Source organism: Streptomyces sp. NPDC002817, from assembly GCF_053592055.1.
Map to the genome: position 1 here is coordinate 254,278 of NZ_JBSFUY010000001.1, position 21,293 is coordinate 275,570.

General features: G+C 70.4%; 20 protein-coding genes and 1 tRNA gene. 9 read left to right on the forward strand and 12 right to left on the reverse strand.

Going from position 1 to position 21,293, the window contains the following annotated elements; all coding sequences use genetic code 11:
• Window positions 1-50: 50 nt before the first annotated feature.
• Window positions 51-647, forward strand: coding sequence for a histidine phosphatase family protein (locus tag ACWD3I_RS01170; protein WP_365400334.1), 597 nt, complete (start codon window positions 51-53; stop codon window positions 645-647).
• Here the strand turns inward: ACWD3I_RS01170 and ACWD3I_RS01175 are convergent.
• Window positions 644-2,083 (reverse strand): ATP-binding protein, encoded by a 1,440-nt coding sequence (locus tag ACWD3I_RS01175; protein WP_365400337.1) that lies wholly within the window; start codon window positions 2,081-2,083, stop codon window positions 644-646. The two genes, ACWD3I_RS01170 and ACWD3I_RS01175, sit on opposite strands and share 4 nt — an antisense overlap.
• A gap of 288 nt (window positions 2,084-2,371) precedes the next feature.
• Here ACWD3I_RS01175 and ACWD3I_RS01180 point away from each other — a divergent pair, with 288 nt between their 5' ends.
• Together ACWD3I_RS01180 and ACWD3I_RS01185 are read left to right on the forward strand one after the other, a co-directional pair.
• Complete coding sequence (locus tag ACWD3I_RS01180) at window positions 2,372-2,785, forward strand: hypothetical protein (RefSeq protein WP_451084002.1); 414 nt, start codon at window positions 2,372-2,374, stop codon at window positions 2,783-2,785.
• A 78-nt stretch (window positions 2,786-2,863) separates the two neighbouring features.
• Window positions 2,864-3,733 (forward strand): spermidine synthase, encoded by an 870-nt coding sequence (locus ACWD3I_RS01185; protein WP_365400340.1) that lies wholly within the window; start codon window positions 2,864-2,866, stop codon window positions 3,731-3,733.
• A 22-nt stretch (window positions 3,734-3,755) separates the two neighbouring features.
• Here the strand turns inward: ACWD3I_RS01185 and ACWD3I_RS01190 are convergent, their stop codons facing one another.
• Complete coding sequence (locus tag ACWD3I_RS01190; protein WP_266891991.1) at window positions 3,756-4,265, reverse strand: hypothetical protein; 510 nt, start codon at window positions 4,263-4,265, stop codon at window positions 3,756-3,758.
• A gap of 100 nt (window positions 4,266-4,365) precedes the next feature.
• Between ACWD3I_RS01190 and ACWD3I_RS01195 the strand changes: the two genes are divergently transcribed.
• From ACWD3I_RS01195 to ACWD3I_RS01205, 3 genes are all read left to right on the forward strand, one after another.
• On the forward strand, window positions 4,366-5,055 hold the full coding sequence (locus ACWD3I_RS01195; RefSeq protein ID WP_365400344.1) for a response regulator transcription factor: 690 nt from the start codon (window positions 4,366-4,368) through the stop codon (window positions 5,053-5,055).
• Window positions 5,052-6,458 carry a sensor histidine kinase gene (locus ACWD3I_RS01200; RefSeq protein ID WP_365400347.1) on the forward strand — a complete coding sequence of 469 codons (1,407 nt, stop codon included), beginning with the start codon at window positions 5,052-5,054 and terminating at the stop codon, window positions 6,456-6,458. Before ACWD3I_RS01195 ends, ACWD3I_RS01200 begins: the two co-directional genes overlap by 4 nt.
• A 107-nt stretch (window positions 6,459-6,565) precedes the next feature.
• Window positions 6,566-8,020, forward strand: a complete 1,455-nt coding sequence (locus tag ACWD3I_RS01205) for a glycoside hydrolase family 18 protein (RefSeq protein ID WP_365400350.1) — start codon at window positions 6,566-6,568, stop codon at window positions 8,018-8,020.
• An 86-nt stretch (window positions 8,021-8,106) separates the two neighbouring features.
• Here the strand turns inward: ACWD3I_RS01205 and ACWD3I_RS01210 are convergent, their stop codons facing one another.
• The 4 genes from ACWD3I_RS01210 to ACWD3I_RS01225 form a co-directional block, all read right to left on the reverse strand.
• Window positions 8,107-9,546: a GH1 family beta-glucosidase gene (locus ACWD3I_RS01210; protein WP_365400353.1), complete on the reverse strand. Its 1,440-nt coding sequence runs from the start codon at window positions 9,544-9,546 to the stop codon at window positions 8,107-8,109.
• A gap of 95 nt (window positions 9,547-9,641) precedes the next feature.
• Window positions 9,642-10,547 carry a carbohydrate ABC transporter permease gene (locus ACWD3I_RS01215; protein ID WP_365400356.1) on the reverse strand — a complete coding sequence of 302 codons (906 nt, stop codon included), beginning with the start codon at window positions 10,545-10,547 and terminating at the stop codon, window positions 9,642-9,644.
• A gap of 11 nt (window positions 10,548-10,558) precedes the next feature.
• Complete coding sequence (locus tag ACWD3I_RS01220; RefSeq protein ID WP_365400359.1) at window positions 10,559-11,569, reverse strand: carbohydrate ABC transporter permease; 1,011 nt, start codon at window positions 11,567-11,569, stop codon at window positions 10,559-10,561.
• A 5-nt stretch (window positions 11,570-11,574) separates the two neighbouring features.
• A complete protein-coding gene (locus tag ACWD3I_RS01225; protein WP_365400362.1) occupies window positions 11,575-12,897 on the reverse strand; it encodes an ABC transporter substrate-binding protein in 1,323 nt (440 codons plus the stop codon).
• 392 nt (window positions 12,898-13,289) lie between these two features.
• Between ACWD3I_RS01225 and ACWD3I_RS01230 the strand changes: the two genes are divergently transcribed.
• Window positions 13,290-14,345 carry a LacI family DNA-binding transcriptional regulator gene (locus ACWD3I_RS01230; protein ID WP_365400365.1) on the forward strand — a complete coding sequence of 352 codons (1,056 nt, stop codon included), beginning with the start codon at window positions 13,290-13,292 and terminating at the stop codon, window positions 14,343-14,345.
• Between the two features lie 46 nt (window positions 14,346-14,391).
• Here the strand turns inward: ACWD3I_RS01230 and ACWD3I_RS01235 are convergent, their stop codons facing one another.
• From ACWD3I_RS01235 to ACWD3I_RS01255, 5 genes are all read right to left on the reverse strand, one after another.
• Window positions 14,392-14,892 (reverse strand): GNAT family N-acetyltransferase, encoded by a 501-nt coding sequence (locus ACWD3I_RS01235; protein ID WP_365400368.1) that lies wholly within the window; start codon window positions 14,890-14,892, stop codon window positions 14,392-14,394.
• Window positions 14,893-14,957: 65 nt separating this feature from the next.
• Window positions 14,958-15,030, reverse strand: a tRNA-His gene (locus tag ACWD3I_RS01240).
• A gap of 115 nt (window positions 15,031-15,145) precedes the next feature.
• A complete protein-coding gene (gene orn, locus ACWD3I_RS01245) occupies window positions 15,146-15,748 on the reverse strand; it encodes an oligoribonuclease (protein ID WP_046260903.1) in 603 nt (200 codons plus the stop codon).
• Between the two features lie 119 nt (window positions 15,749-15,867).
• Window positions 15,868-17,061, reverse strand: coding sequence for a helix-turn-helix domain-containing protein (locus ACWD3I_RS01250; RefSeq protein WP_365400371.1), 1,194 nt, complete (start codon window positions 17,059-17,061; stop codon window positions 15,868-15,870).
• A 377-nt stretch (window positions 17,062-17,438) separates the two neighbouring features.
• Entirely contained in the window at window positions 17,439-17,744 is a 306-nt protein-coding gene (locus ACWD3I_RS01255; protein WP_365400374.1) for a hypothetical protein, read from the reverse strand.
• A 310-nt stretch (window positions 17,745-18,054) separates the two neighbouring features.
• On the opposite strand from ACWD3I_RS01255, the gene ACWD3I_RS01260 reads away from it, so the two are divergent.
• Both ACWD3I_RS01260 and ACWD3I_RS01265 read left to right on the forward strand, forming a co-directional pair.
• On the forward strand, window positions 18,055-18,582 hold the full coding sequence (locus tag ACWD3I_RS01260; protein WP_046260901.1) for a universal stress protein: 528 nt from the start codon (window positions 18,055-18,057) through the stop codon (window positions 18,580-18,582).
• Window positions 18,583-18,732: 150 nt separating this feature from the next.
• Window positions 18,733-19,293, forward strand: coding sequence for a GPR1/FUN34/YaaH family transporter (locus tag ACWD3I_RS01265; protein ID WP_365400377.1), 561 nt, complete (start codon window positions 18,733-18,735; stop codon window positions 19,291-19,293).
• Window positions 19,294-19,446: 153 nt separating this feature from the next.
• Here ACWD3I_RS01265 and glmS read toward each other — a convergent pair whose 3' ends face one another.
• Window positions 19,447-21,264 carry a glutamine--fructose-6-phosphate transaminase (isomerizing) gene (gene glmS / locus ACWD3I_RS01270; protein WP_365400380.1) on the reverse strand — a complete coding sequence of 606 codons (1,818 nt, stop codon included), beginning with the start codon at window positions 21,262-21,264 and terminating at the stop codon, window positions 19,447-19,449.
• Between the last annotated feature and the right edge of the window lie 29 nt (window positions 21,265-21,293).

Here is a 21,293-nt window from a genome sequence, read left to right on the forward strand (position 1 = left end):
GATGATGGATGCGGCCCGCCCGCATTTTTCCTCGAAAGGTCCTTCCGCTCATGGCACCGCGCATCCTGCTGGCCCGGCACGGACAGACCGAATGGTCGCTGGCCGGGAAACATACCGGCAGGACCGATGTGCCGCTCCTGGAGGAGGGACGCCGAGGCGCCAAACTACTCGGTGAGCGTCTGCTCCGCGCGCCGCTCGACGGTCTGCCCGGTGTCGAGGTGCGCACCAGCCCGCTGTCACGCGCGCGTGAGACGTGCGAGATCGCGGGCTTCAAGGAGCGCGCGAGCGAGTGGGACACGCTCCTCGAATGGGACTACGGCGCGTACGAGGGCATGACCCCGGCCGACATCCACGCCGTCCGCCCCGGCTGGCTCATCTGGCGCGACGGGGTGCCCGAGGGCGAGACGCTCGCCGAGGTGACGGCCCGCGCGGACGAGGTGGTCGCCTGGGCCCGCGCGGCGGACCGGGACGTCCTGGTCTTCGCGCACGGGCACATCCTGCGGTCCATAGGCGCACGCTGGCTGGGCCTGCCGCTCGACTTCGCCGCGCGGATCCGGCTGAACCCGACGTCGCTGTCGGTCCTGGGCTGGGCCTACGGCGAGCCGGCGATCGAGAGCTGGAACGACCTGGGGCATCTGGCGGGCTAGGCCGATCTCGGCACGCTCGTGTGCCGCTCCAGGAACGTGGAGACCCCCGATGCCCTGCGGTGCGGCAGCAGCACTCGCGCCGTCCCGGCCAGCATCGACTGGATCCGTGACGACTGCACCTGACCCAGCAGGTCCAGGACACGCATCCCCGCCGCCGCGGCCTCGTCGGGCCGGCCGCCGCGGGCCAGGTCGTCCGCCAGTTCGGCCGTGTACAGGGCGATGTTCCGGCTGAAGTGGGGGTCCTGCAGTTCGGCCGCGCGGTGCGCGTGGCGGGCCGCGCGCGGCCAGTCGCCCAGCGTCGACCAGCACTGCGCCTCCAGGCCCTCCAGTTCGGCCTCGCCGTAGAAGCTCATCCACTCGGGGTCGGCGTCCGAGGGGCCACGATCGAAGAGGGCCTGGGCGCGGGCCAGCGCCTGCTCGCAGCCCGTGCGGTCGGCGAGCCCCGCCCAGCCGCCCGCCTCGCGCAGCGCGAGCAGCGACATCAGCCGTGCGGAGCCCAGCGGGCGTCCGACGCGCTGCGCGGCCTGCGCGGCGCGCAGCGCCTCCCGCGGGCGCCCCGCGTCGCGCGCGAGGAACGCCGTGTTGCAGAAGGCGTGCGACTCCAGGGCGGCGTCACCGGTCATCCGGGCGGTCGCGAGCGCCTCCGCGTAGTGCGAGCGCGCGTCGTCGTACCGCCCCGAGTCGTGCGCCAGCCAGCCCACCGAGATGGCGAGCTCTCCCGCGCCCGAGTGCAGGCGGTCGGCGGTCGTCTGCCGGGTGGCGCCGGCGTCCAGCAGCGCGTACGCGGCGCGCAGCGGCGTCGCCGCGCGCCGGTACAGTCCGTCCGCGCCGTGCCGGTCGTCCAGCAGCCGGATCCTGCGGACCGCTTCGTCCAGGGCGTCCACCTCGCCCGCCCCCACGCGGCGGACGGGGCGTCCCGCGGCCGCGGCGTCTTGGGCGAGCCCGATGGGGCTCATTGAGGCGGCGGCCACCGTGGCGCCCCCGCTGGTCATGAATGCGCGACGCAGCACGTCGCTCTCCTCGTTGTCGTACGTCTCGTAGGGGTCCTGCGTGTCATACGGCTCGTACGCCCCCCACGTCTCACCCGTGGCGTGCACGGGGGTCGAGACGCATACCGGGGGCGCGACCTCGGTGGTGCGCGCCCCGCGTCCGCGTACGGACGAGCGGGGGGCGAACCCCAGGTCGGTGAGCGTGCGGCCGGGGAACATGTGCAGGAACACCCGCTCGTACGCGTAGTTGGGGCAGCGGATCTCGCCCGCCTCGACCCGGCCCACATAGCGCGCGTCACAGCTGACCCGCTCGCCGATCTCGCGGGCGGCCCGTCGCACCGCCGCGGCGAACTCGGCCGGGGAGCGCTGTCCGCGCAGCTCCCGGAACGCGAGGTTCGGCCGTGGTGGCCTGGGGTACTGGGACGAGGTCATCGTTGACGACGCCATGGCCGGGTCCTCTCGTGCGAACCGTCGAACCATGCCGGATTCGGGGTGAGTTGTGCGTGTGACACCCTGTTTCCAGCGGGCATGAACGTACCCGCTGTGCCGGACCCGCCACGCAGGGTTTGGCTACAAACCGGATATCTCATCCGGGATCTGCCATGAACTGCCATCCTTTGCGGCTGACTTGCGCCGTAGCCGTTGACGCCGTCGGGCGTTGAACTCCACAGGACCGGGAGCCGCCCGACTCCCGACCCGCTCGTTACGAGGAGGGGTTCCGTGGTGGAGGCCGGGATGGAGACCAGGCAGAGCATCGAGATGCGTGCGCCGCTGACGGGGCGCCGCGAACCACCGGTCCCGGAGGCCGGGTGCGACCTCGTCACGGTGCCGACCAGGCAGGGCCTGGAGGCGGTCGACATCCTGCGGCGCGGGGCGGGGGACGCGGTGGGGCCGGTCCTCCATGACGACGGTGGCGACACCCTCGGCTTCGTGGTCCCGCCGGGCACGGCCGCCGCGTGGGACGTACCGGGCAGCACCTGTACGGAGACCGACGGGCGGGGTCTGCGGCTGAACCCCGAGCCTCCGGTGGAGGGCTCGGACTGGCTCCTGCCACCGGGTGAGGCCGACCTGGCGACGGACCCGGCGGTGCTGCGGGCGGCGCTGGGGGAGGCGGCACGGTTGATCGAGGCGGCGGACAACTGCCGGTGACGTGATGGGGCCCGGCGCCGGTGCGGGCCAGAAGCCGCCCCGGCGGCACGACCGCCTGCCGCTTGCGACAATGCCCCCATGGGAAAGTCCAGGAGCGGCCGACGCGGCCAAGCGGTCGCCGAAGCCGTCGTAGAAGCCGTCGACGGCGGTCTCGCCGAGCTCATACCCGACCGGGAGCGCGCGCGTGCCTGGACGCTGCTGATCGACGGGGCGCCGCAGTCGCACGTCGACCTGGACGACCCGGCGTACCTCTCCTTCGAGTACCAGCGCCGCCTCGGGCACGTCATCGACCTGGTCGCCCCGCCCGGGAAGCCCGTCCACGCCGTGCACCTCGGCGGCGGGGCGTTCACCCTCGCCCGGTACGTCGCCGCCACCCGTCCCCGCTCCACCCAGCAGGTCGTGGAGCGCGACGCGGCCCTCGTCCAACTGGTCCGCCGCGAACTGCCGTTGGATCCGAACGCCCGGATCAGGGTGCGCTCGACGGACGCCCGCGACGGGCTCGCCAAAGTGCCCGACGGCTGGGCCGATCTCGTCATCGCGGATGTGTTCAGCGGGGCCCGCACGCCGGCCCATCTGACCTCGACGGAGTTCCTCGACGAGGTCCGCAGGGCCCTCAAGCCCAACGCCGTCTACGCCGCCAACCTCGCCGACGGTCCCCCGCTCGCCCATCTGCGCGGCCAGATCGCCACGGCCGCCGCCCGCTTCGAGCACCTCGCCCTGATCGCCGACCCGACGGTCCTGCGCGGCAAACGCTTCGGCAACGCGGTCCTGGTCGCCTCCGACGCCCCGCTCCCCGTCCCCGAACTCACCCGCCGGGCCGCCTCCGACCCCCACCCCGGCCGCCTCGAACACGGCAAGCCCCTCACCGACTTCACGGGAGGTGCCGCACCGGTGACGGACGCGGCGGCGGTCGCGTCACCCGCGCCGCCGGCGTCGGTCTTCCGCTAGCCGGCCCCGGAACAGGTCCCCGCTAGTACGTCCCCACCTCGACCCGGGGCGCGCTGTCGTGCCAGGTGCAGAACACCGACACCCGGTCCGCGCCGGAGGCGAACTCCACCCGGATCCACGTCTCCGTCTTCCAGACCTGCATCGACCAGCCCGCGCCCGGAGTCGCCGACACCAGGGTCGCGGAGGTCTTGCCGAGGTCGAAGACCGCGCGGCCGCCCTCGGTGTCGTAGCTCTTGACCTGGCCCGATGTGGAGGGGGAGGGGCTGGGGGTCTTCGTCGGCGTCTTCGAGGGGGACGGTGTCGGGGTGCGGGAGGGTGTGCGCGACGGGCTCGTCGACGGTGTCGCCCGCGCCGTCGACGACGCCAGCGGTTTGGACTCCTGCGTCGTCGCGTCGGCCGCCGTGATCGGCAGTGCGCGCGGGGGGTCGTAGGCCGTGCCCGCCATCACCGTGTGGACGCCCCACCACGACAGCGTGACCGCCGCGCCCGTGGCGAGCGACCACGCCAGTACGTGTATGAGTCCTCTGCGCATCGCGGGCCATACTGCCTCACCTGTCCCATGCGTTGTCCACAGGTGAGAGTTATCCACAGGCGCCGGATGGGCCTCCCCCGCATGGCGTACGGTGCGGCGCATGGCAAGTGTGCTCGTGGTCGAGGACGACCAGTTCGTACGCTCGGCGCTGATCCGGCATCTCACCGACGCCGCACACACGGTGCGCAGTGTCGGTACGGCACTGGAGGCGCTGCGCGAGGTCGCCCATCTCCGTTTCGACGTGGTCATCCTCGACCTCGGTCTGCCCGACCTGGACGGATCCGAGGCACTGAAGATGCTGCGCGGCATCACCGACGTCCCCGTGATCATCGCCACCGCGAGGGACGACGAGGCGGAGATCGTCCGGCTGCTGAACGCGGGCGCGGACGACTACCTGACCAAGCCGTTCTCCGTCGAGCACCTGTCCGCGCGGATGGCCGCCGTCCTGCGGCGGTCCCGGGCCGGCGTCGGTGAGGCGCAGCCGGAGTCCGTGATCCGGGTCGGCGGCCTCGTCGTCGACCCGCTGCGCCGCCAGGCCGAACTGGACGGTGCCCGCCTCGACCTCACCCGCCGCGAGTTCGACCTGCTCGCCTTCCTCGCCGGCCGCCCCGGCGTCGTCGTCCCCCGCAAGGAACTCCTCGCCGAGGTGTGGCAGCAGTCGTACGGCGACGACCAGACCATCGACGTCCACCTGTCCTGGCTGCGCCGGAAGTTGGGAGAGACCGCCGCGCGCCCGCGCTATCTGCACACCCTGCGGGGTGTCGGCGTGAAGCTGGAGCCGCCGCTGTGAGATGGGCACTCGTCAAGGTCTGCCTCGCGGTCACCACCATGGTCGTGGTCGCCTTCGCAGTCCCCCTCGGCCTGGTCATCAAGGAGATGGCCCGGGACCGCGCCTTCTCCAACGCCGAGCGCGAGGCCGCGGCCGTCGCGCCCGCCCTGTCCATCACCACCGACCGGGACCAGCTGGAGCGGGTCGTCGCCTCCGCCGGCTCGGAGGCCGAGATGGCCGTGCACATACCGGCGGGCGGCGGCGCCCAGGCCGTCGACATCGGGCGACAGCGCGCCGCCGACGGGGACATCGCGACCGTACGGAAGCTGGGCCGTGCCTCCACCAGCGAGGTGGACGGCGGCTCCACGCTGCTCCAGCCGGTCGCGCTCAGCTCCGGCGAGATCGCGGTCGTCGAGGTCTACGTCCCGGAGTCCGAGGTCAGCAACGGCGTCGCCACGGCATGGGCGGTGCTCGCCGGTGTCGGCGTCGCGCTGATCGTCGGCTCGGTCGCGGTCGCGGACCGGCTGGGCGTACGGATGGTGCAGCCCGCCCAGCGGCTCGTCGAGGGCGCGCACGAACTGGGGGAGGGAAAGCTGGGCTCCCGGGTGCCCGAGGAGGGGCCGACCGAACTGCGGCTCGCGGCGGCGGCGTTCAACTCCATGGCCGACCAGGTCGTACAACTGCTGGCGAACGAGCGGGAGCTGGCGGCCGACCTTTCCCATCGGCTGCGTACACCCCTGACCGTGCTGCGGCTCAACACGGCCTCGCTCGGTGACGGGCCCGCCGCCGAGCAGACCCGGGCCGCGGTGGCCCAGCTGGAGCGCGAGGTCGACACGATCATCCGGACGGCGAGGGAGGCCAAGCCGCAGACCGCGGCCGCCGGGCCCGGCGCCGGATGCGATGCCGCCGAGGTGGTCCGGGAGCGGATGGCGTTCTGGTCGGCGCTCGCCGAGGACGAGGGGCGCAAGGTGCGGGTGGCCGGTGTGGAGCGGCCGGTGCGCATACCCGTGGCCCGCGCCGACCTCGCGGCCGCGCTGGACGCCCTGCTCGGCAACGTCTTCCGGCACACCCCCGAGGGCACCGCCTTCGCGGTCGACGTGCACAACGGCGAGGACGCGGTGATCGTGCTGGTCTCGGACGCGGGGCCCGGCATACGCGATCCCGAGGCGGCGATGGCCCGTGGGCGTGGGTCCGGGAGCGCGGGGTCGACCGGGCTCGGCCTGGACATCGTGCGCCGGCTCGCGGAGGAGACCGGCGGGGACGTGCGGATCGGTGCGTCGGTGCTGGGCGGCACCGAGGTGCGGATCTGGATCCAGCCGGCCGGGCGCGAGCGCACACCCGGGCGGGGGCACCGAGGAGGCGTACGACGCCGTCGGCGCGGCAGATTGGTCTCGACCTTTAATCGGTCCCGATCCCTTCCTTAAGCGCACCCTAAGATCCTCAACCCCCGTCCCGAACAGGCCGTTTGCCCGATTCGAGCTCGCTAGCGTGCTGCCGCACCCCACCCCCGAACAACAAAGGCAGGCACGTCATGAGCACGCACCGGCGCAAGGTGAGCGGCAGAAACAAGGTGATCGCCGGGGCTGTCGCCGCGGCCGTGGTCGGCGGCGGCGCGATCCTGCTCACCGGTACGGCTCAGGCGGCCGGGGTCGGCGCCGCGTACACCAGGACCAGTGACTGGTCGACCGGCTACACCGCCCAGTACGTCGTGACGAACAACAGCGGGGAGACCGAGAAGGACTGGACGCTGGAGTTCGACCTGCCGTCCGGGTCCGGGCTGAGCTCGCTCTGGAACGCCGAGTCGAGCGTCAGCGGGCAGCACGTCACCGTGCGGCCGGCCAAGTGGGACACCGAAGGCCTGGCACCCGGCAAGTCCGTCACCGTCGGCTTCGTGGTCAACGGCACCGGCGACCCGGCCGGTTGTCTCATCGACGATGCCACGTGCTCCGCCGACGACGGTGCCACGCCGGAGCCCAGCGGCCGCCCGACCGAGACGGCGACCCCGACCCCGACGGCCACCCCGGCCCCGACGGCGACCGGCACCCCCACGGCCACCGCATCCCCCTCGACCAGCAGCGGCACCGGCACCACGACGAGCGCCGGCTTCGCCCCCTACGTCGACACCTCCCTCTACCCGGCGTTCGACCTGGTTGCCACCGCCGAGGCCACCGGCGTCAAGGACTACAACCTCGCCTTCGTCACCGACGGCGGCGGCTGCACCCCGAAGTGGGGCGGTGTGACCGACCTCGCGAGCGACGCCGTGGCCGCCCAGATCGGCGAGCTGCGGGCCAAGGGCGGCGACGTCCGGGTGTCGTTCGGCGGCGCGGCGGGCTCGGAGCTGGCGACGACGTGCTCGTCGGCGGCCGCACTGGCGGCGGCGTACGAGAAGGCCGTGGCCGCCTACGACCTCACCCAGGTCGACTTCGACGTCGAGGGCGGCGCGCTGCCCGACACCGCGGCGAACACGCGCCGCGCCCAGGCCATAGCCGAACTCCAGAAGAACCACCCGGACCTGGATGTCTCCTTCACCATCCCGGTGATGCCGGAGGGCCTGACCCAGGCGGGCGTGGACCTGCTCGCCGACGCCAGGAAGAACGGTGTCGACATCACCACCGTCAACATCATGGCGATGGACTACGGCCCGGCCTACAGCGGCGACATGGGCACCTACGCCGAACAGGCCGCCACCGCCACCCAGGCCCAGGTCAAGAGCGTCCTCGGTCTCTCCGACAGCGCCGCCTGGAAGGCCGTGGCCGTCACCCCGATGATCGGCGTCAACGACGTCACCACCGAGATCTTCAAGGTCGACGACGCCACCCAGCTGGTGAACTTCGCCCAGTCCAAGGGCCTCGGCCGGCTGTCCATGTGGTCGGCCACCCGCGACAAGCAGTGCCCCGGCGGCGCGAAGAACTACGCCGACGCCACCTGCAGCTCGATCGTCCAGGACCAGCACGCGTTCTCGAAGGCGTTCGCGGCCTACAACTGACGCCCCCCACGGGCCGGGGCGCGGCATCCCCCTCGGATGCCGCGCCCCTCCCCCGGTTTCCCCCCGAGATGGTGGTGGGGCCGCCCCTACTCGGCCACCGCCACCGGCGGAAGCGTTCCGGTGCGGGCCGCCTGCCCGTACCAGAGCGCACTGGACTTCGGCGTACGCGCGAGGGTCGCGTAGTCGACGTAGACCGCGCCGAACCGCTTCTCGTAGCCGTACGCCCACTCGAAGTTGTCCATCAGCGACCACAGGTAGTAGCCGCGCACGTCCGCGCCGTCCGAGACCGCGCGGCGGACCGCGGCGAGGTGGCCGTGGAGGTAGGAGATGCGCTCCGGGTCGTGGACCCGGCCGTCGGGGTCGGGCTTGTCGTCGTAGGCCGCGCCGTTCTCCGTGATGTACAGCGGCAGGCCCGGGGCCTCGCGTGTGTAGCGCATGATCAGCTCGTGCAGGCCCGTCGGGTCGATCGACCAGCCCATCTCCGTGCGCTCGCCCGGAGTCTGGTGGAAGGCGACGTCGTCCGCGCCCGGCCACGGGGAGAACTCGCTCGCCCCGTGGCCGTCCGCGCGTGGACCGCTCAGATCGTTGTCCGCCGCCGACACCAGCGCCGGCGTGTAGTAGTTGAGGCCCAGCGCGTCCAGCGGCTGGTTGATCGCCCGCAGGTCGCCGTCCTCGACGTAGGACCAGTCCGTGATCAGCTCCGTCGCCGCGAACAGCGAATCCGGGTACGCCCCGTGCAGTATCGGACCGTGGAAGACCCCGTTGGCCAGGTCGTCGATCTTCCGGGCCGCGGCCAGGTCCGCCGGGTCCTGCGAAACCGGCCGCACCACCGAGGAGTTGAGGCTCAGCGCCACCGAGTTGCGGGCCGGCATCGCCGACCGCAGGGCCGAAGTGGCCAGCCCGTGCGCCAGGTTCAGGTGATGGGCCGCCTTCAGCGAGGCCGCCGGGTCGGTGCGGCCGGGCGCGTGCACCCCGGACGCGTAGCCCAGGAAGGCGCTGCACCAGGGCTCGTTGAGGGTGATCCACTGCTCCACCCGGTCGCCGAGCGCCTCGCCGACGATCTGCGCGTACTCGGCGAAACGGTAGGCCGTGTCACGCTCCGGCCAGCCGCCCGCGTCCTCCAGTTCCTGCGGCAGATCCCAGTGGTACAGGGTGACGGCCGGCTTGATGCCGGCCGCGAGCAGCTCGTCCACCAGACGCCGGTAGAAGTCCAGACCGACCTGGACCGCCGGGCCCCGGCCCGTCGGCTGCACCCGGGACCAGGAGATCGAGAAGCGGTACGCGTTCAGGCCGAGGTCCGCCATCATCGCCACGTCGTCGCGGTAGCGGTGGTAGTGGTCGACAGCGATGTCACCGTGCTCGCCGCCGGCGGTCTTGCCGGGCGTATGACTGAAGGTGTCCCAGATCGAGGGCGTACGGCCGCCCTCCCGCACCGCCCCCTCGATCTGGTACGCCGAGGTGGCGGCGCCCCAGAGGAAGGCGGGGGGAAAGGTCACCGGGGTCGCCGGCGTAGCGGGCTCAGGCATGGAAGCGCTCCCATTGGAGGTCGTGGAGACCGACGGGTAGATGGGGGGAAGTAAAGGGGCCGAGGCGGCGATGACCCGGCCCCCGGAAGCAGAGGTCAGCCCTTGACGGCGCCCTGCATGATGCCGCCGACGATCTGCTTGCCGAAGATCGCGAAGACGACCAGCAGCGGCAGCGTGCCGAGCAGCGCGCCGGCCATGATCAGGGCAGTGTCGGGCGTGTAGCTGCGGCCCAGGCCCGCGACCGCGACCTGCACGGTCGGACTGCCGTTCTGGGTGAGCACCAGGAACGGCCACAGGAAGTCGTTCCAGGTCTGCACGAACATCAGCATGCCGAGCACGGCCATCGCGGGCCGGGCGGCCGGGAACACCACGTGCCAGATCACCCGCCAGCTGCTCGCGCCGTCCACCCGGGCCGCCTCGATGATCTCGTCGGGCAGCGCCTGGAGCAGGTACTGCCGCATGAAGAACACGCCGAACGCGCTGACCAGCGAGGGCAGGATCACCGCCTGCAGCTGGTCGGCCCATTGGAGCTTGGCGACCATCATGTACAGCGGGATCACGCTCAGCTGCGGCGGCACCATCATGGTGCCGATCACGATCAGCATCAGGGCGTTACGGCCCTTGAACCGCAGCTTGGCGAAGGCGAACCCGGCGATCGTCGACAGGATCACGATGGTGATCGCCGAAACCCCCGCCACGAACGTGGTGTTGATGAACGCCTCGCCCAGGTTGGCGTCGGTCCAGGCGAGTTCGAGCTTGTCGAAGAGTCCCGAACCGAACCAGAACGGCGGCGGGTTCTCGGCGAGCCGCTGGTTGTCGCGGGAAGCGGCGATCGCCGTCCACACCAGCGGGAACAGCGAGACGAGCGTGAACACGATCAGGATCAGATACGCGATCGGTCCGCCGTGCAGGGTGCCGCCCGCCCGGGCGGCCTTGGGACGCCGTACCCGCTTGGTCTTCTGCGGGGGCGTGTCGGTGGGCGGAGTCAGTGTCGTCGTCACGGCCGGTTCTCCTAACTACTGGCGCGCAGCCGGCGCGAGATGACGTAGTTGACGATCCCGATGACGATGAGGATCAGGAACATCGTCCAGGCGATCGCGGAGGCACGGCCCAGGTGGTGGTTGACCCAGCCCTGCTCGTACAGATACAGGCCGAGCGTCTGGAACTGGTGCTGGGATCCGCCGGAGGCCCCCTTGCTGGCGTCGAACAGCAGCGGCTCGCCGAAGAGTTGGGACGCGCCGATGGTGGAGACGACCACCGTGAACAGGATCGTCGGCCGCAGCGCGGGCAGCGTCACATGCAGGAACTGCTTCCAGCGGCTGGCCCCGTCCAGGGCGGCGGACTCGTACAGGTCCTGCGGGATCGCCTGCATCGCCGCCAGGTAGATCAGCGCGTTGTACCCGGTCCACCGCCAGATGACGATGGTGGAGACCGCGATCTGCGAGGGCCACTTGTCGTTCTGCCAGTCGATGTTGTCTATGCCGACCTGGTTCAGCGCCCAGTTGATCATGCCGTAGTCACGGCCGAAGAGCAGGACGAAGACGAGCGAGGCGGCGGCGATCGACGTCGCGTACGGGGCGAGCATCGCGACCCGGTAGAAGGTCGAGGCGCGCAGCTTGTAGTTGAGGATGTGCGCGAGGCCCATCGCCATCAGCAGCTGCGGCACCGTCGAGATGATCCCGATGGTCAGCGTGTTCTTCGCCGCGTTCCAGAAGAAGTCGTCGTCGAAGATCCGGGTGTAGTTCTTGAAGCCCACCCAGTTCATGTCGGTGGGCGCGGTCAGCTCCACCTGGTGCAGCGAGGCCCAGCCGGTGTAGATCAGCGGGAACAGGCCGAACGCGAGGAACAGCAGGAAGAACGGCGAGACGAAGGCGTACGGGCTCCAGCGCATGTCCCGCTGCCAGCGGCGGGACAGCCGGGCCCGGCGGCGCTCGTCGTCGGAGGGCCCCGCGGGCGGGCGGGCCGGGGCCGCGCCCCCCTCCTTGGTGGGGGGCGCGGCAGCGGTTTCGTGCCCAGTGGTCATACGGGTCACTGGTCCAGGTTGTTGTCGATGGTCTTCACGGCGTTGTCCCAGGCGTCCTTGGCGGACTTGCCCTGGGTCACCAGGATGACGCCGTTGTCGGTCAGACCCTGCTGGATGATCTGGTCCTTCGGGCCGATCGTCTGGACAGGGATGTTCTTGGCGGCCTCGGCGAAGATCGTGCCGATCGGCGCGTCACCGGTCATGTCGTTCTTCGCGCTCTTCACCTCGGTCGAGTCGTACGCGGCCGGGGTGCTCGGGAAGCTGCCCTGGACGCCGAAGAGCTTGGCCTGCTGCTCGGGTGCGGTCAGCCAGGCGGCCAGCTTCGCGGCCTCCTCGGTGTTCTTACCGGACTTGGGCACGGTCAGGAAGGACCCGCCCCAGTTGCCGGACTTCGGCGCCTGGGCGATGTCCCACTTGCCGGCCGCCTCGGGCTTCGACTTGCCCTTGATGTAGCCGAGCATCCACGGCGGGCAGGACATCGCGGCGAACTTGCTGTTGGCGATCGTGGTGTCCCAGGCCGGCTGGAACTGGGTCTGGTTGCCGATCAGTCCGTCCTCGGCTGCCTGCGCGGTGAGGTCGAAGGCGTCCTTGACGGCCGGGTTCGTCTTGTAGATGACCTTGCCGGAGGCGTCGTAGAACCGGTCCTTCTCACCACTGAGGATCGACTGGATCAGACCACCGGGGGAGTCCAGGAACGTGGTGCCCTTGGGTGCCTTCGCCTTGTACTGCTTGCCGACGTCGATGAGCTTGTTCCAGTCGCCGGCCCACAGCTTGCCGACCTCCTCGCGGTCGGTGGGCAGACCGGCCGCCTTGAACAGGTCCGTGCGGTAGCAGATGGCCATCGGGCCGATGTCGGTGCCGACACCGATGGTCGCGCCGTCCTTGGTGGTGGCCTGCTCCCACTTCCATTCCAGGTAGTCGCTCTTCTTGCCGTACTTCGACAGGTCGAGCAGCTTGTCGGACTGGGTCCCGACGATCTCGGCGATGTTGCCGACCTCGACCATCTGGATGTCCTGGAGACCACTGTTGGTGGTGAGGTGGTTGATCAGCGCCGGGTAGTAGTTCTCGTTGCGCTCGACGACGGTCTGCTGGATGTCGATGTCCGGGTGGAGCTTCTCGTACTCCTTGTACAGGCCGGACTCCTCGAAGCCGGCGGTGCCGAAGAGGCCGAGAGTGATCTTGGTCTTGCCGCCGCCGCCCTCCGACGACGAGCCTCCGTCGTCGTCTTTACCGTCGTCGGCACAGCCGGCCAGCAGCCCGGCGCCCAGCGACGCGACGGCCGCGAGGACCACCACCCTGCGACGGGCGGTTCGGGTACGTGCTCGCATTGAGTCCTCCTGTTGCCCTGACGTGCCGACCCCCCGGCCAACTGCAGTGTTGGGCCCGTTAGTTCTCGCGGCGGCTCGGGCGGGGAACGTGCGGGATGTGTATGTGTCAGGTACTGTGGGAGCGCTCCCATCAGTGATGAGTTGAAGAGTCGTCGGTCTTGGCGGGGGTGTCAAGGGAGTCGGCGAGGAGATATGTCTTCAGTTATCGGCCTGTTAACTAACTCGGGGGTCGGACACCGGCCGATCCTTTTCGGCCTGTCCGGCATGTGAGGACGAGGCCCTTCGGGCCGACTCGGAGGTCTGGGGACGGCAGCCCCCAGGGACGCTCGCTGTGATGGACAGGACTGTTACATTCCAGGCCAGCGTCAACATACGGCGGGAAGGCGGAGCCCATGGCAACCCACGGAGCGCGGGGCCGGAGCGGTGGCCGGCCGACCCTCGAAGAGGTGGCCGCGCGTGCCGGAGTCGGCCGCGGCACGGTCTCCCGGGTGATCAACGGCTCGCCCCGGGTCAGTGACGCGACCCGCGCGGCGGTGGAGGCGGCGGTCGCGGAGCTCGGCTACGTCCCGAACACGGCGGCGCGTGCGCTGGCGGCCAACCGGACGGACGCGATCGCGTTGGTCGTCCCCGAGCCGGAGACCCGGTTCTTCGCCGAGCCGTACTTCTCGGACATGCTGAAGGGCGTCGCGGCCGAGCTCTCCGACACGGAGATGCAGCTGCTGCTGATTTTCGCGGGCAACGACCGTGAAAGGCAGCGGCTGGCCCAGTACTTGGCGGCGCATCGCGTGGACGGGGTGCTGCTGGTCTCGGTGCACGCGGACGACCCGCTGCCGGATCTGCTGGCCCAGCTGGAGATACCGTCGGTGATCAGCGGTCCGCGCTCGGCGGCGGAAACGCTTCCCTCGGTGGACTCGGACAACTACGGCGGCGCCCGGCAGGCGGTGGAGCACCTGCTGTCCCGTGGTCGCACCCGCATAGCGCACATCACGGGACGCCTCGATGTGTACGGTGCCCAGCGCCGTATCGACGGTTACCGGGACGCGCTGCGCGAGGCGGGCCTGGAGGCGAACGAGAACCTGATCGAAGCGGGTGACTTCTCGGAGGAGGGCGGCACCCGCGCGATGGCCGCGCTGCTGGCCCGCGTTCCCGACCTGGACGCGGTCTTCGCCGCCTCGGACGTCACGGCGGCCGGTGCCCGCCAGGCGCTCCGCGAGGCGGGCCGCCGCATCCCCGACGACGTCGCCCTCGTCGGCTACGACGACTCCGCCATCGCCCGCCACATGGACCCGCCCCTCACCAGCGTCCGCCAGCCCATCGCCGAGATGGGCCGCCACATGATCGACCTTCTCCTCACCGAGATCGCGGACCGCCGCCCGGCGGTGTCGCGGGGGTTGGAGAGGCGGCAGGTGGTGCTGGCCACGGAGCTGGTGGAGCGTACGTCGTCGTAGGGCGGCCGCCAACCCCGCAGGAGCGCAAGGCGGTTGGTGGTCCGCTTCAGGCGCCCAGCGACAGGCGCCAGAGCGTCTCGCCGTCGTGTTGTTCGTCGGTGGGGAGCAGGCCCGCGGCGGTGGCGACCGCCGCTGACGCGGTGTGGTCCGGGTGGATGTGCGCCGTGACGGTCCGGACGTAATGGCGGACCAGCCAGGTCACCAGCCCCCGGGCCGCCTCCGAGGCCAGGCCCTGGCCCTGCCAGGGGGTGCCGATGATCCAGGCGATCTCCGCCCGGTGCTTACCCGTGACCGTGGCCTGGACGGTGCCGATGAGGGTTTCGTCCGCGTGCCGGCGCAGGACCCAGTTGAGCCAGGAGACGGCCGGGTCGGGGGAGCCGGTGACCAGACGTCCGTAGCGCGTTCGTAGCTGCTCGACGGTCAGGGGCGTTCCGCCGATGAAGGTGTGCAGGGCCGGGTCGGCGAGTACGGCCGACATCTCCTCGGCGTGGTCCACGCGCAGGGGGAGGAGGTCGAGACGGGCCGTGCGGATGAGTTCGGTGTGCACGTGGGCTCCCGGGAAAACGAATCAGCCGGTGACCTCTGTATCAAGGTCACCGGCTGATCACTAAGGGTGAGTGACGGGACTTGAACCCGCGACTTCCTGGACCACAACCAGGTGCTCTACCAGCTGAGCTACACCCACCACGACCGGATTTACTGCTTCAGGTTTCCCTGACCGGCCGAGAAAAAGTGTACAGGGTCCGAGGGGGTGCTCGTGCACGGCTTTTACGGCGCCCCTTCGGCGGACCCTGACGCACCTATTGAGCAGGCAGGACGTACTTCGCGGCGATCGTCTTCGCGGTGTCCGAGTCGGGGCCGGGCTGCGGCACGAACACGGCCTCGCGGTAGTAGCGCAGCTCCGCGATGGATTCGCGGATGTCGGCGAGGGCGCGGTGGTTGCCGTTCTTCTCGGGGCTGTTGAAGTAGGCCCGCGGGTACCAGCGCCGGGCCAGCTCCTTCACCGAGGAGACGTCGACGATCCGGTAGTGGAGGTAGTCCTCCAGCGTCGGCATGTCCCGGAGCAGGAAGCCGCGGTCGGTGCCCACGGAGTTGCCGCACAGGGGGGCCTTGCCGGCCTCCTTGACGTGTTCCCGGATGTAGGAGAGGACCTGCTCCTCGGCGGCGGCCAGCGTCGTGCCGCCGGCGAGCTCGTCGAGGAGCCCGGACGCGGTGTGCATCTGACGCACCACCTCCGGCATCGTCTCCAGCGCCTGATCCGGCGGTCGGATGACGATGTCCACTCCTTCGCCGAGTACGTTCAGCTCGGAGTCGGTGACGAGGGCGGCAACCTCGATGAGCGCGTCGTCGGACAGCGAGAGGCCGGTCATCTCGCAGTCGATCCACACCATGCGATCGTTCATGCGACCACCCTAAAGCTGACGTCGCCTTTTGGGAGGCCCGGCGGTGCGGCGGACCTGAGCGCACGCCCGAACGCCGGACGGGATGAGTCGGTCATCCCGTCCGGCGTTCGGGTACGTCGTTACGATCCGCTGCGCTGTCCCGGCAGGCTCGCCGACAGCTGGGTCGCCGGGCCCATCGAGCTCGCCGCCGCCGTACGCCGGGTCTGGAGCGGGACCGGGCCGCCCTCCGGATGGAGGACGGGTGTCGGGCCCACCGGGCCCGTGGCTCCGTCGCTCTCGGTCGGCCTGTCGCTCTGCGGACGCCGCGCCCGGTACGCCGCGCGGTACGCCGCCGGCGACGAGCCCAGCTGACGGCGGAAGTGCCCGCGCAGCGCCACCGGCGAACGGAAGCCGCAGCGCCCCGCGACCTCGTCCACCGAGTAGTCCGACGTCTCGAGCAGCCGCTGCGCCTGGAGCACCCGCTGGGTGATCAGCCACTGCAGCGGCGCGCTGCCGGTGAGCGAGCGGAAGCGGCGGTCGAACGTGCGACGGCTCATGTAGGCGCGCGCGGCGAGCGTCTCCACGTCGAACTGCTCGTGGAGGTGCTCCAGCGCCCAGGCGACGACCTCGGCGAGCGGGTCGGCGCCGATCTCCTCTGGTAAAGACCTGTCGAGATAGCGCTCCTGACCGCCGGAGCGGCGCGGGGGGACCACCAGACGCCGGGCCAGCGCGCCCGCCGCCTCGTTGCCGTGGTCCGTCCGCACGATGTGGAGGCAGAGATCGATTCCGGCCGCGGTACCGGCCGATGTCAGTACGTCGCCGTCGTCGACGAACAGTTCGCGTGGATCCACGTGTACCGACGGATAGCGCTTGGCCAGCGTCGGTGCGTACATCCAGTGTGTCGTCGCGGGACGGCCGTCCAGCAGCCCCGCCGCGGCCAGGACGAAGGCGCCGGTGCACAACCCGACGATGCGGGCGCCCTCTTCGTGCGCCCGGCGCAGTGCGTCGAGCGCGTCCTCCGGTGGTGGCGAGGTGATCGAACGCCAGGCCGGCACGACGACCGTGCCTGCCCGTGAGATCGCCTCCAGGCCATGTGGCGCGGTGAGTTCCAGGCCCCCTGTGGTCCGCAGTGGGCCTTCCTCGCCGCCGCACACCAGTAGGCGGTAGCGCGGCACGCCGGCGTCCTGGCGGTCGATCCCGAACACCGACAGCGGTATGGAACTCTCGAAGATGGGGCCGCCGCTGAACAGCAGCACCGCGACGATCTCCTTGCGGCGTCGCCCGGAAAGTTTCCGGGCCGCGGCTTCCGGCGCGGCAGTGGAGTCGTGGCTCATACTGCTAAGCCCCCCTCGGTGGTCGCGGCTCCTCGGTTGTGTCGCTCCTGCACGTTTCCCCTCGGTCCTGCACGAGTCCCCCGCCGTAAGACGTCAAGATCGAATCTACTGTGTCCAGTGGTGCCGGGGTGACCAGTTCGGCAACCGGCACATTGTCGACATGGCAACTTGGCGTGAAGCATTCGATCACGAAGCGTTGCACTCGTGGGCCGTGCAGGGAAGTGCGCCTCGTCGTAGTGGCCAATCCACGTAGGGTGCGAGGGGCCTCGGAGACCCTTTCCGTGCAGGTCGAACGGGGGGTGGGGGGTGGTGGGGGCAACGGATGCGCGGTAGCCGGAAGTTGGCTGAAAAGATACGGGTCCGTGCGCGGAAACCGGTCAAGCGACCGGTGAGTTTCCCCCAGTGTGACGACCGCCTCGATGAGCCCCGGTTCCGGTCCTGTGATGACGGCCACGATGGGGCGCGCTCTCCTCGGCGAGCAGCCGGGCCGCACCGCGCTCCGACTGGCGCAGCAGCACCCGGCAGACGGCCGTGACGGCGGCCAGGCCGAGGGCCGTGCCCGCCGCGCCGGCGAGCGAGGTGCCGTACCAGAGAAGGACCACGGGGACGAGGACGCAGCTGAACACCGCCCAGCGGACCACGTCCGTGGCGGAGTCCTCGGAGGGGGGTCGGTGTCCGGACATCTGTTGCTCCCTGGGGCGTGACTGCCGGGTTCAACGCGTGTTCGAGCGGTCGGTCACTGCGCGTACGGCCGTCAGGACCGTACGGTGGCGTGAATCCTGTGCAAACCGCCTGTACAGCGCAGCAACCATTGCGTTACGGGCGCACCCTCGTGCATGCTCCCTGGAACCCCCACCGACCGTGCGCGGGATCTGGGCTAAGGAGGCGTGCCGCCGTACCCTTGGGGGTATGGGGTTGGGAAGATGATTCCCGGACACAGCTCCGCCGCACACTGTCGTCCCTCCCAAAAAGGATCACAACGCCGAGACAGCCATGGCCGGTCACGAATTCTTTGAACCCGCGGACCGCAAGCGGCCCGTCGCCGACCCCACGGCGGCCGAGCCCCTGGCGGCGGAAGAGCCACGCCATTCCTGCGACCCCGCCTTCAAGCACGGCGTAGTGGTCGGCTTCGACGGCTCCACATCCAGTGAGCGCGCGCTCGCGTACTCCATCGGCATGGCCCACCGCTCCGGCTCGGGCCTGATCATCGTCCACGTCGCCAACCGGCTGCCCACGACCGTGTGGGCCGGCTGCGAGCCACCGGTCTTCGTGGATGTGCCGGACCATCGCACCGAGGTGCTCGGACTCGAGCTCGCCTGCGCGGACTATCTCGCCGAGGTGCCGTGGATCCTCGTCGAGCGCGGCGGCGACATCTGCCATGAACTCGAAGAGGTCGGGCGGGAGTACGAGGCGGACGCGATCGTCGTCGGTTCCACGCACGGACTCGTCGGGCGGATCTTCGGGTCCGTCGCGGGGCGGCTCGCCAAGCGGGCGAAGCGCCCTGTCGTTGTGATTCCGTAACTCGCCGTTGTCCCAGGTGAGATGCCGCCTGGGAAGGGCCGGGCGCCCCTTGTGCAGTGCGTAAATCTACTGGCGCGTAGAGGTGTTTGTGCGCTTGTGAAGGGCATATATCGCACACCGCACAACTGCACAGCATGAAGGGAGCCCGCCGTGGACAATGACGTCTCCGCGGGAGCAACCACCACCACCATCGTCGGCCGACTCGCCCTCGGGATCACCCTCCTGGCGTTCGGCCTCGGCCACACCGACGTGATCGACGGCGTGACAGCCGCTGACGCGGTGTCAATTGCCCAGTACGTGGGCGGAATCGCCCTCTTCGTCGCGGGTCTCATGGCCTTCCGTGACCGTGACACCGCCAACGGCACGGCCTTCGCGGCGCTGGGTGCGCTGTGGTTCACGTGGGCCGTCTCGGACGCCGGTTCCGCCAACGCGGCCGGGCTGTTCCTGCTGCTCTTCGCCCTCGTGGCACTGTCTCTCACCCTCGCGGGCGGGGACCAACTCGGGCAGGGCGCCTATGGGTTGTTCTTCGTGGCGCTGGTACTCATGGCCATCGCCCAGTTCGCCGACAACGACGGGCTCACCAAGGTGGGTGGATGGTTCGCCGTCGCCGCGGGTGCGGTGGCCTGGTATGCGGCGACCGCCGCGATGGCTCACTGGCCGACGGTACTTCCGAAGCGTGCTGCCGGCCGGGGGGTGACGGCCACCGGCTAACGGGCAGCCGACGCCGGGGTATTGGGCGGCCCCGGCGCATCAGAACGGGCCCCCACGTGCAAGTGGCACACGTGGGGGCCCGTTCCGTTGTCGGGCCCGTGCGGGAGCGTGGTGGTTGCTCGTGCGGTTCCCCGCGCCCCTATGGGGCGCGTCCTACTCCACCGTCACGGACTTGGCGAGGTTCCTCGGCTTGTCGATGTCGCGGCCGAGTACCAACGCCGTGTGGTACGCCAGGAGTTGGAGCGGGATGCCCAGGAGGATCGGGTCCAGCTCGTCCTCGTTCTTCGGGACGACGATCGTGTGGTCGGCCTTCTCCTGGTCCTGATGGGCGACCGCGAGGATCTTGCCGCTGCGGGCCTTGATCTCCTCCATGGCGGCGCGGTTCTTCTCCAGGAGGTCGTCGTCGGGGACGATCGCGACCGTGGGGAGGGCGGGCTCGATCAGGGCCAGCGGGCCGTGCTTGAGCTCGGAGGCCGGGTAGGCCTCGGCGTGGATGTACGAGACCTCCTTGAGCTTCAGGGAGGCCTCACGGGCCACCGGGTAGCCCCGGACGCGGCCGATGAAGAGCATCGAGCGGGCGTCGGCGTACTGCTCGGCCAGCTTCTTGATCTCCGCCTCGTTGTCGAGGATCTCGGTGATCTGCTCCGGCAGCTTGCGCAGGCCCTCGATGATGCGCTTGCCGTCGCGGACCGAGAGGTCGCGGGTGCGGCCCAGGTGGAGCGCCAGGAGGGCGAAGGCGACCGTGGTGTTGGTGAAGCACTTCGTGGAGACCACGCAGACCTCGGGGCCCGCGTGGACGTAGATGCCGGCGTCCGCCTCGCGGGCGATCGCCGAGCCGACCACGTTCACGACGCCGAAGACCCGCGCGCCCTTGCGCTTCAGCTCCTGGACCGCGGCGAGGACGTCGTACGTCTCGCCCGACTGGGAGACCGCCACGTACAGCGTCTCGGGGTCCACGACCGCGTTGCGGTAGCGGAACTCGGAGGCCGGCTCGGCGTCCGCGGGGATGCGGGCCAGCTCCTCGATCATCTGGGCGCCGATCTGGCCCGCGTGGTACGAGGTGCCGCAGCCGAGGATCTTCACGCGACGGATCTGGCGGGCCTCACGGGCGTCCAGGTTGAGGCCGCCGAGGTGCACGGTGGAGAAGCGGTCGTCGATGCGGCCGCGCAGGGCGCGGTCCACGGCGTCGGCCTGCTCGAAGATCTCCTTGTGCATGTACGTGTCGTGGCCGCCCATGTCGTAGGAGGCGGCCTCCCACTCGACGGTGGTGGGCTCCGACGTCGTACGGGTGCCCTCCGTCGTGTACGTGCGGAAGTCGTCGGCCTTGAGGGTGGCCATCTCGCCGTCGTCGAGAGTCACTATCTGCCGCGTGTGGGCGACCAGGGCGGCGATGTCCGAGGCGACGAACATCTCCTTCTCGCCGATGCCGAGGACGACCGGGGAGCCGTTGCGGGCCACGACGATGCGGTCGTTGAAGTCGGCGTGCATCACCGCGATGCCGTACGTGCCCTCGATGACGCGCAGCGTCTCGCGGACCTTGTCCTCGAGCTTCTCGGCCTGGGAGCGGGCGATGAGGTGGACGAGGACCTCGGTGTCGGTCTCGGAGAGGAACTCGACGCCGTCCGCCTCCAGCTTGCGGCGCAGGTCGGAGGCGTTGTCGATGATCCCGTTGTGGACCACGGCGACCTTGAGGTCGGCCGACATGTGCGGGTGGGCGTTCACATCGGAGGGGGCGCCGTGGGTGGCCCAGCGAGTGTGGGCGATACCGGTCGTGCCCTTGAAACGCGCCGGGACCTTGGCCTCCAGGTCACGGACCCGGCCCTTGGCCTTGACCATCTTCAGGCCCGCCGTCTTCGGGGACGTGACGACGATGCCCGCCGAGTCGTAGCCGCGGTACTCCAGGCGCTGGAGGCCCTCCAGAAGGAGGGGGGCCACATCACGCTTCCCGATGTATCCGACGATTCCGCACATATATATGTATTCCGTTCCTCGGCCGTTGC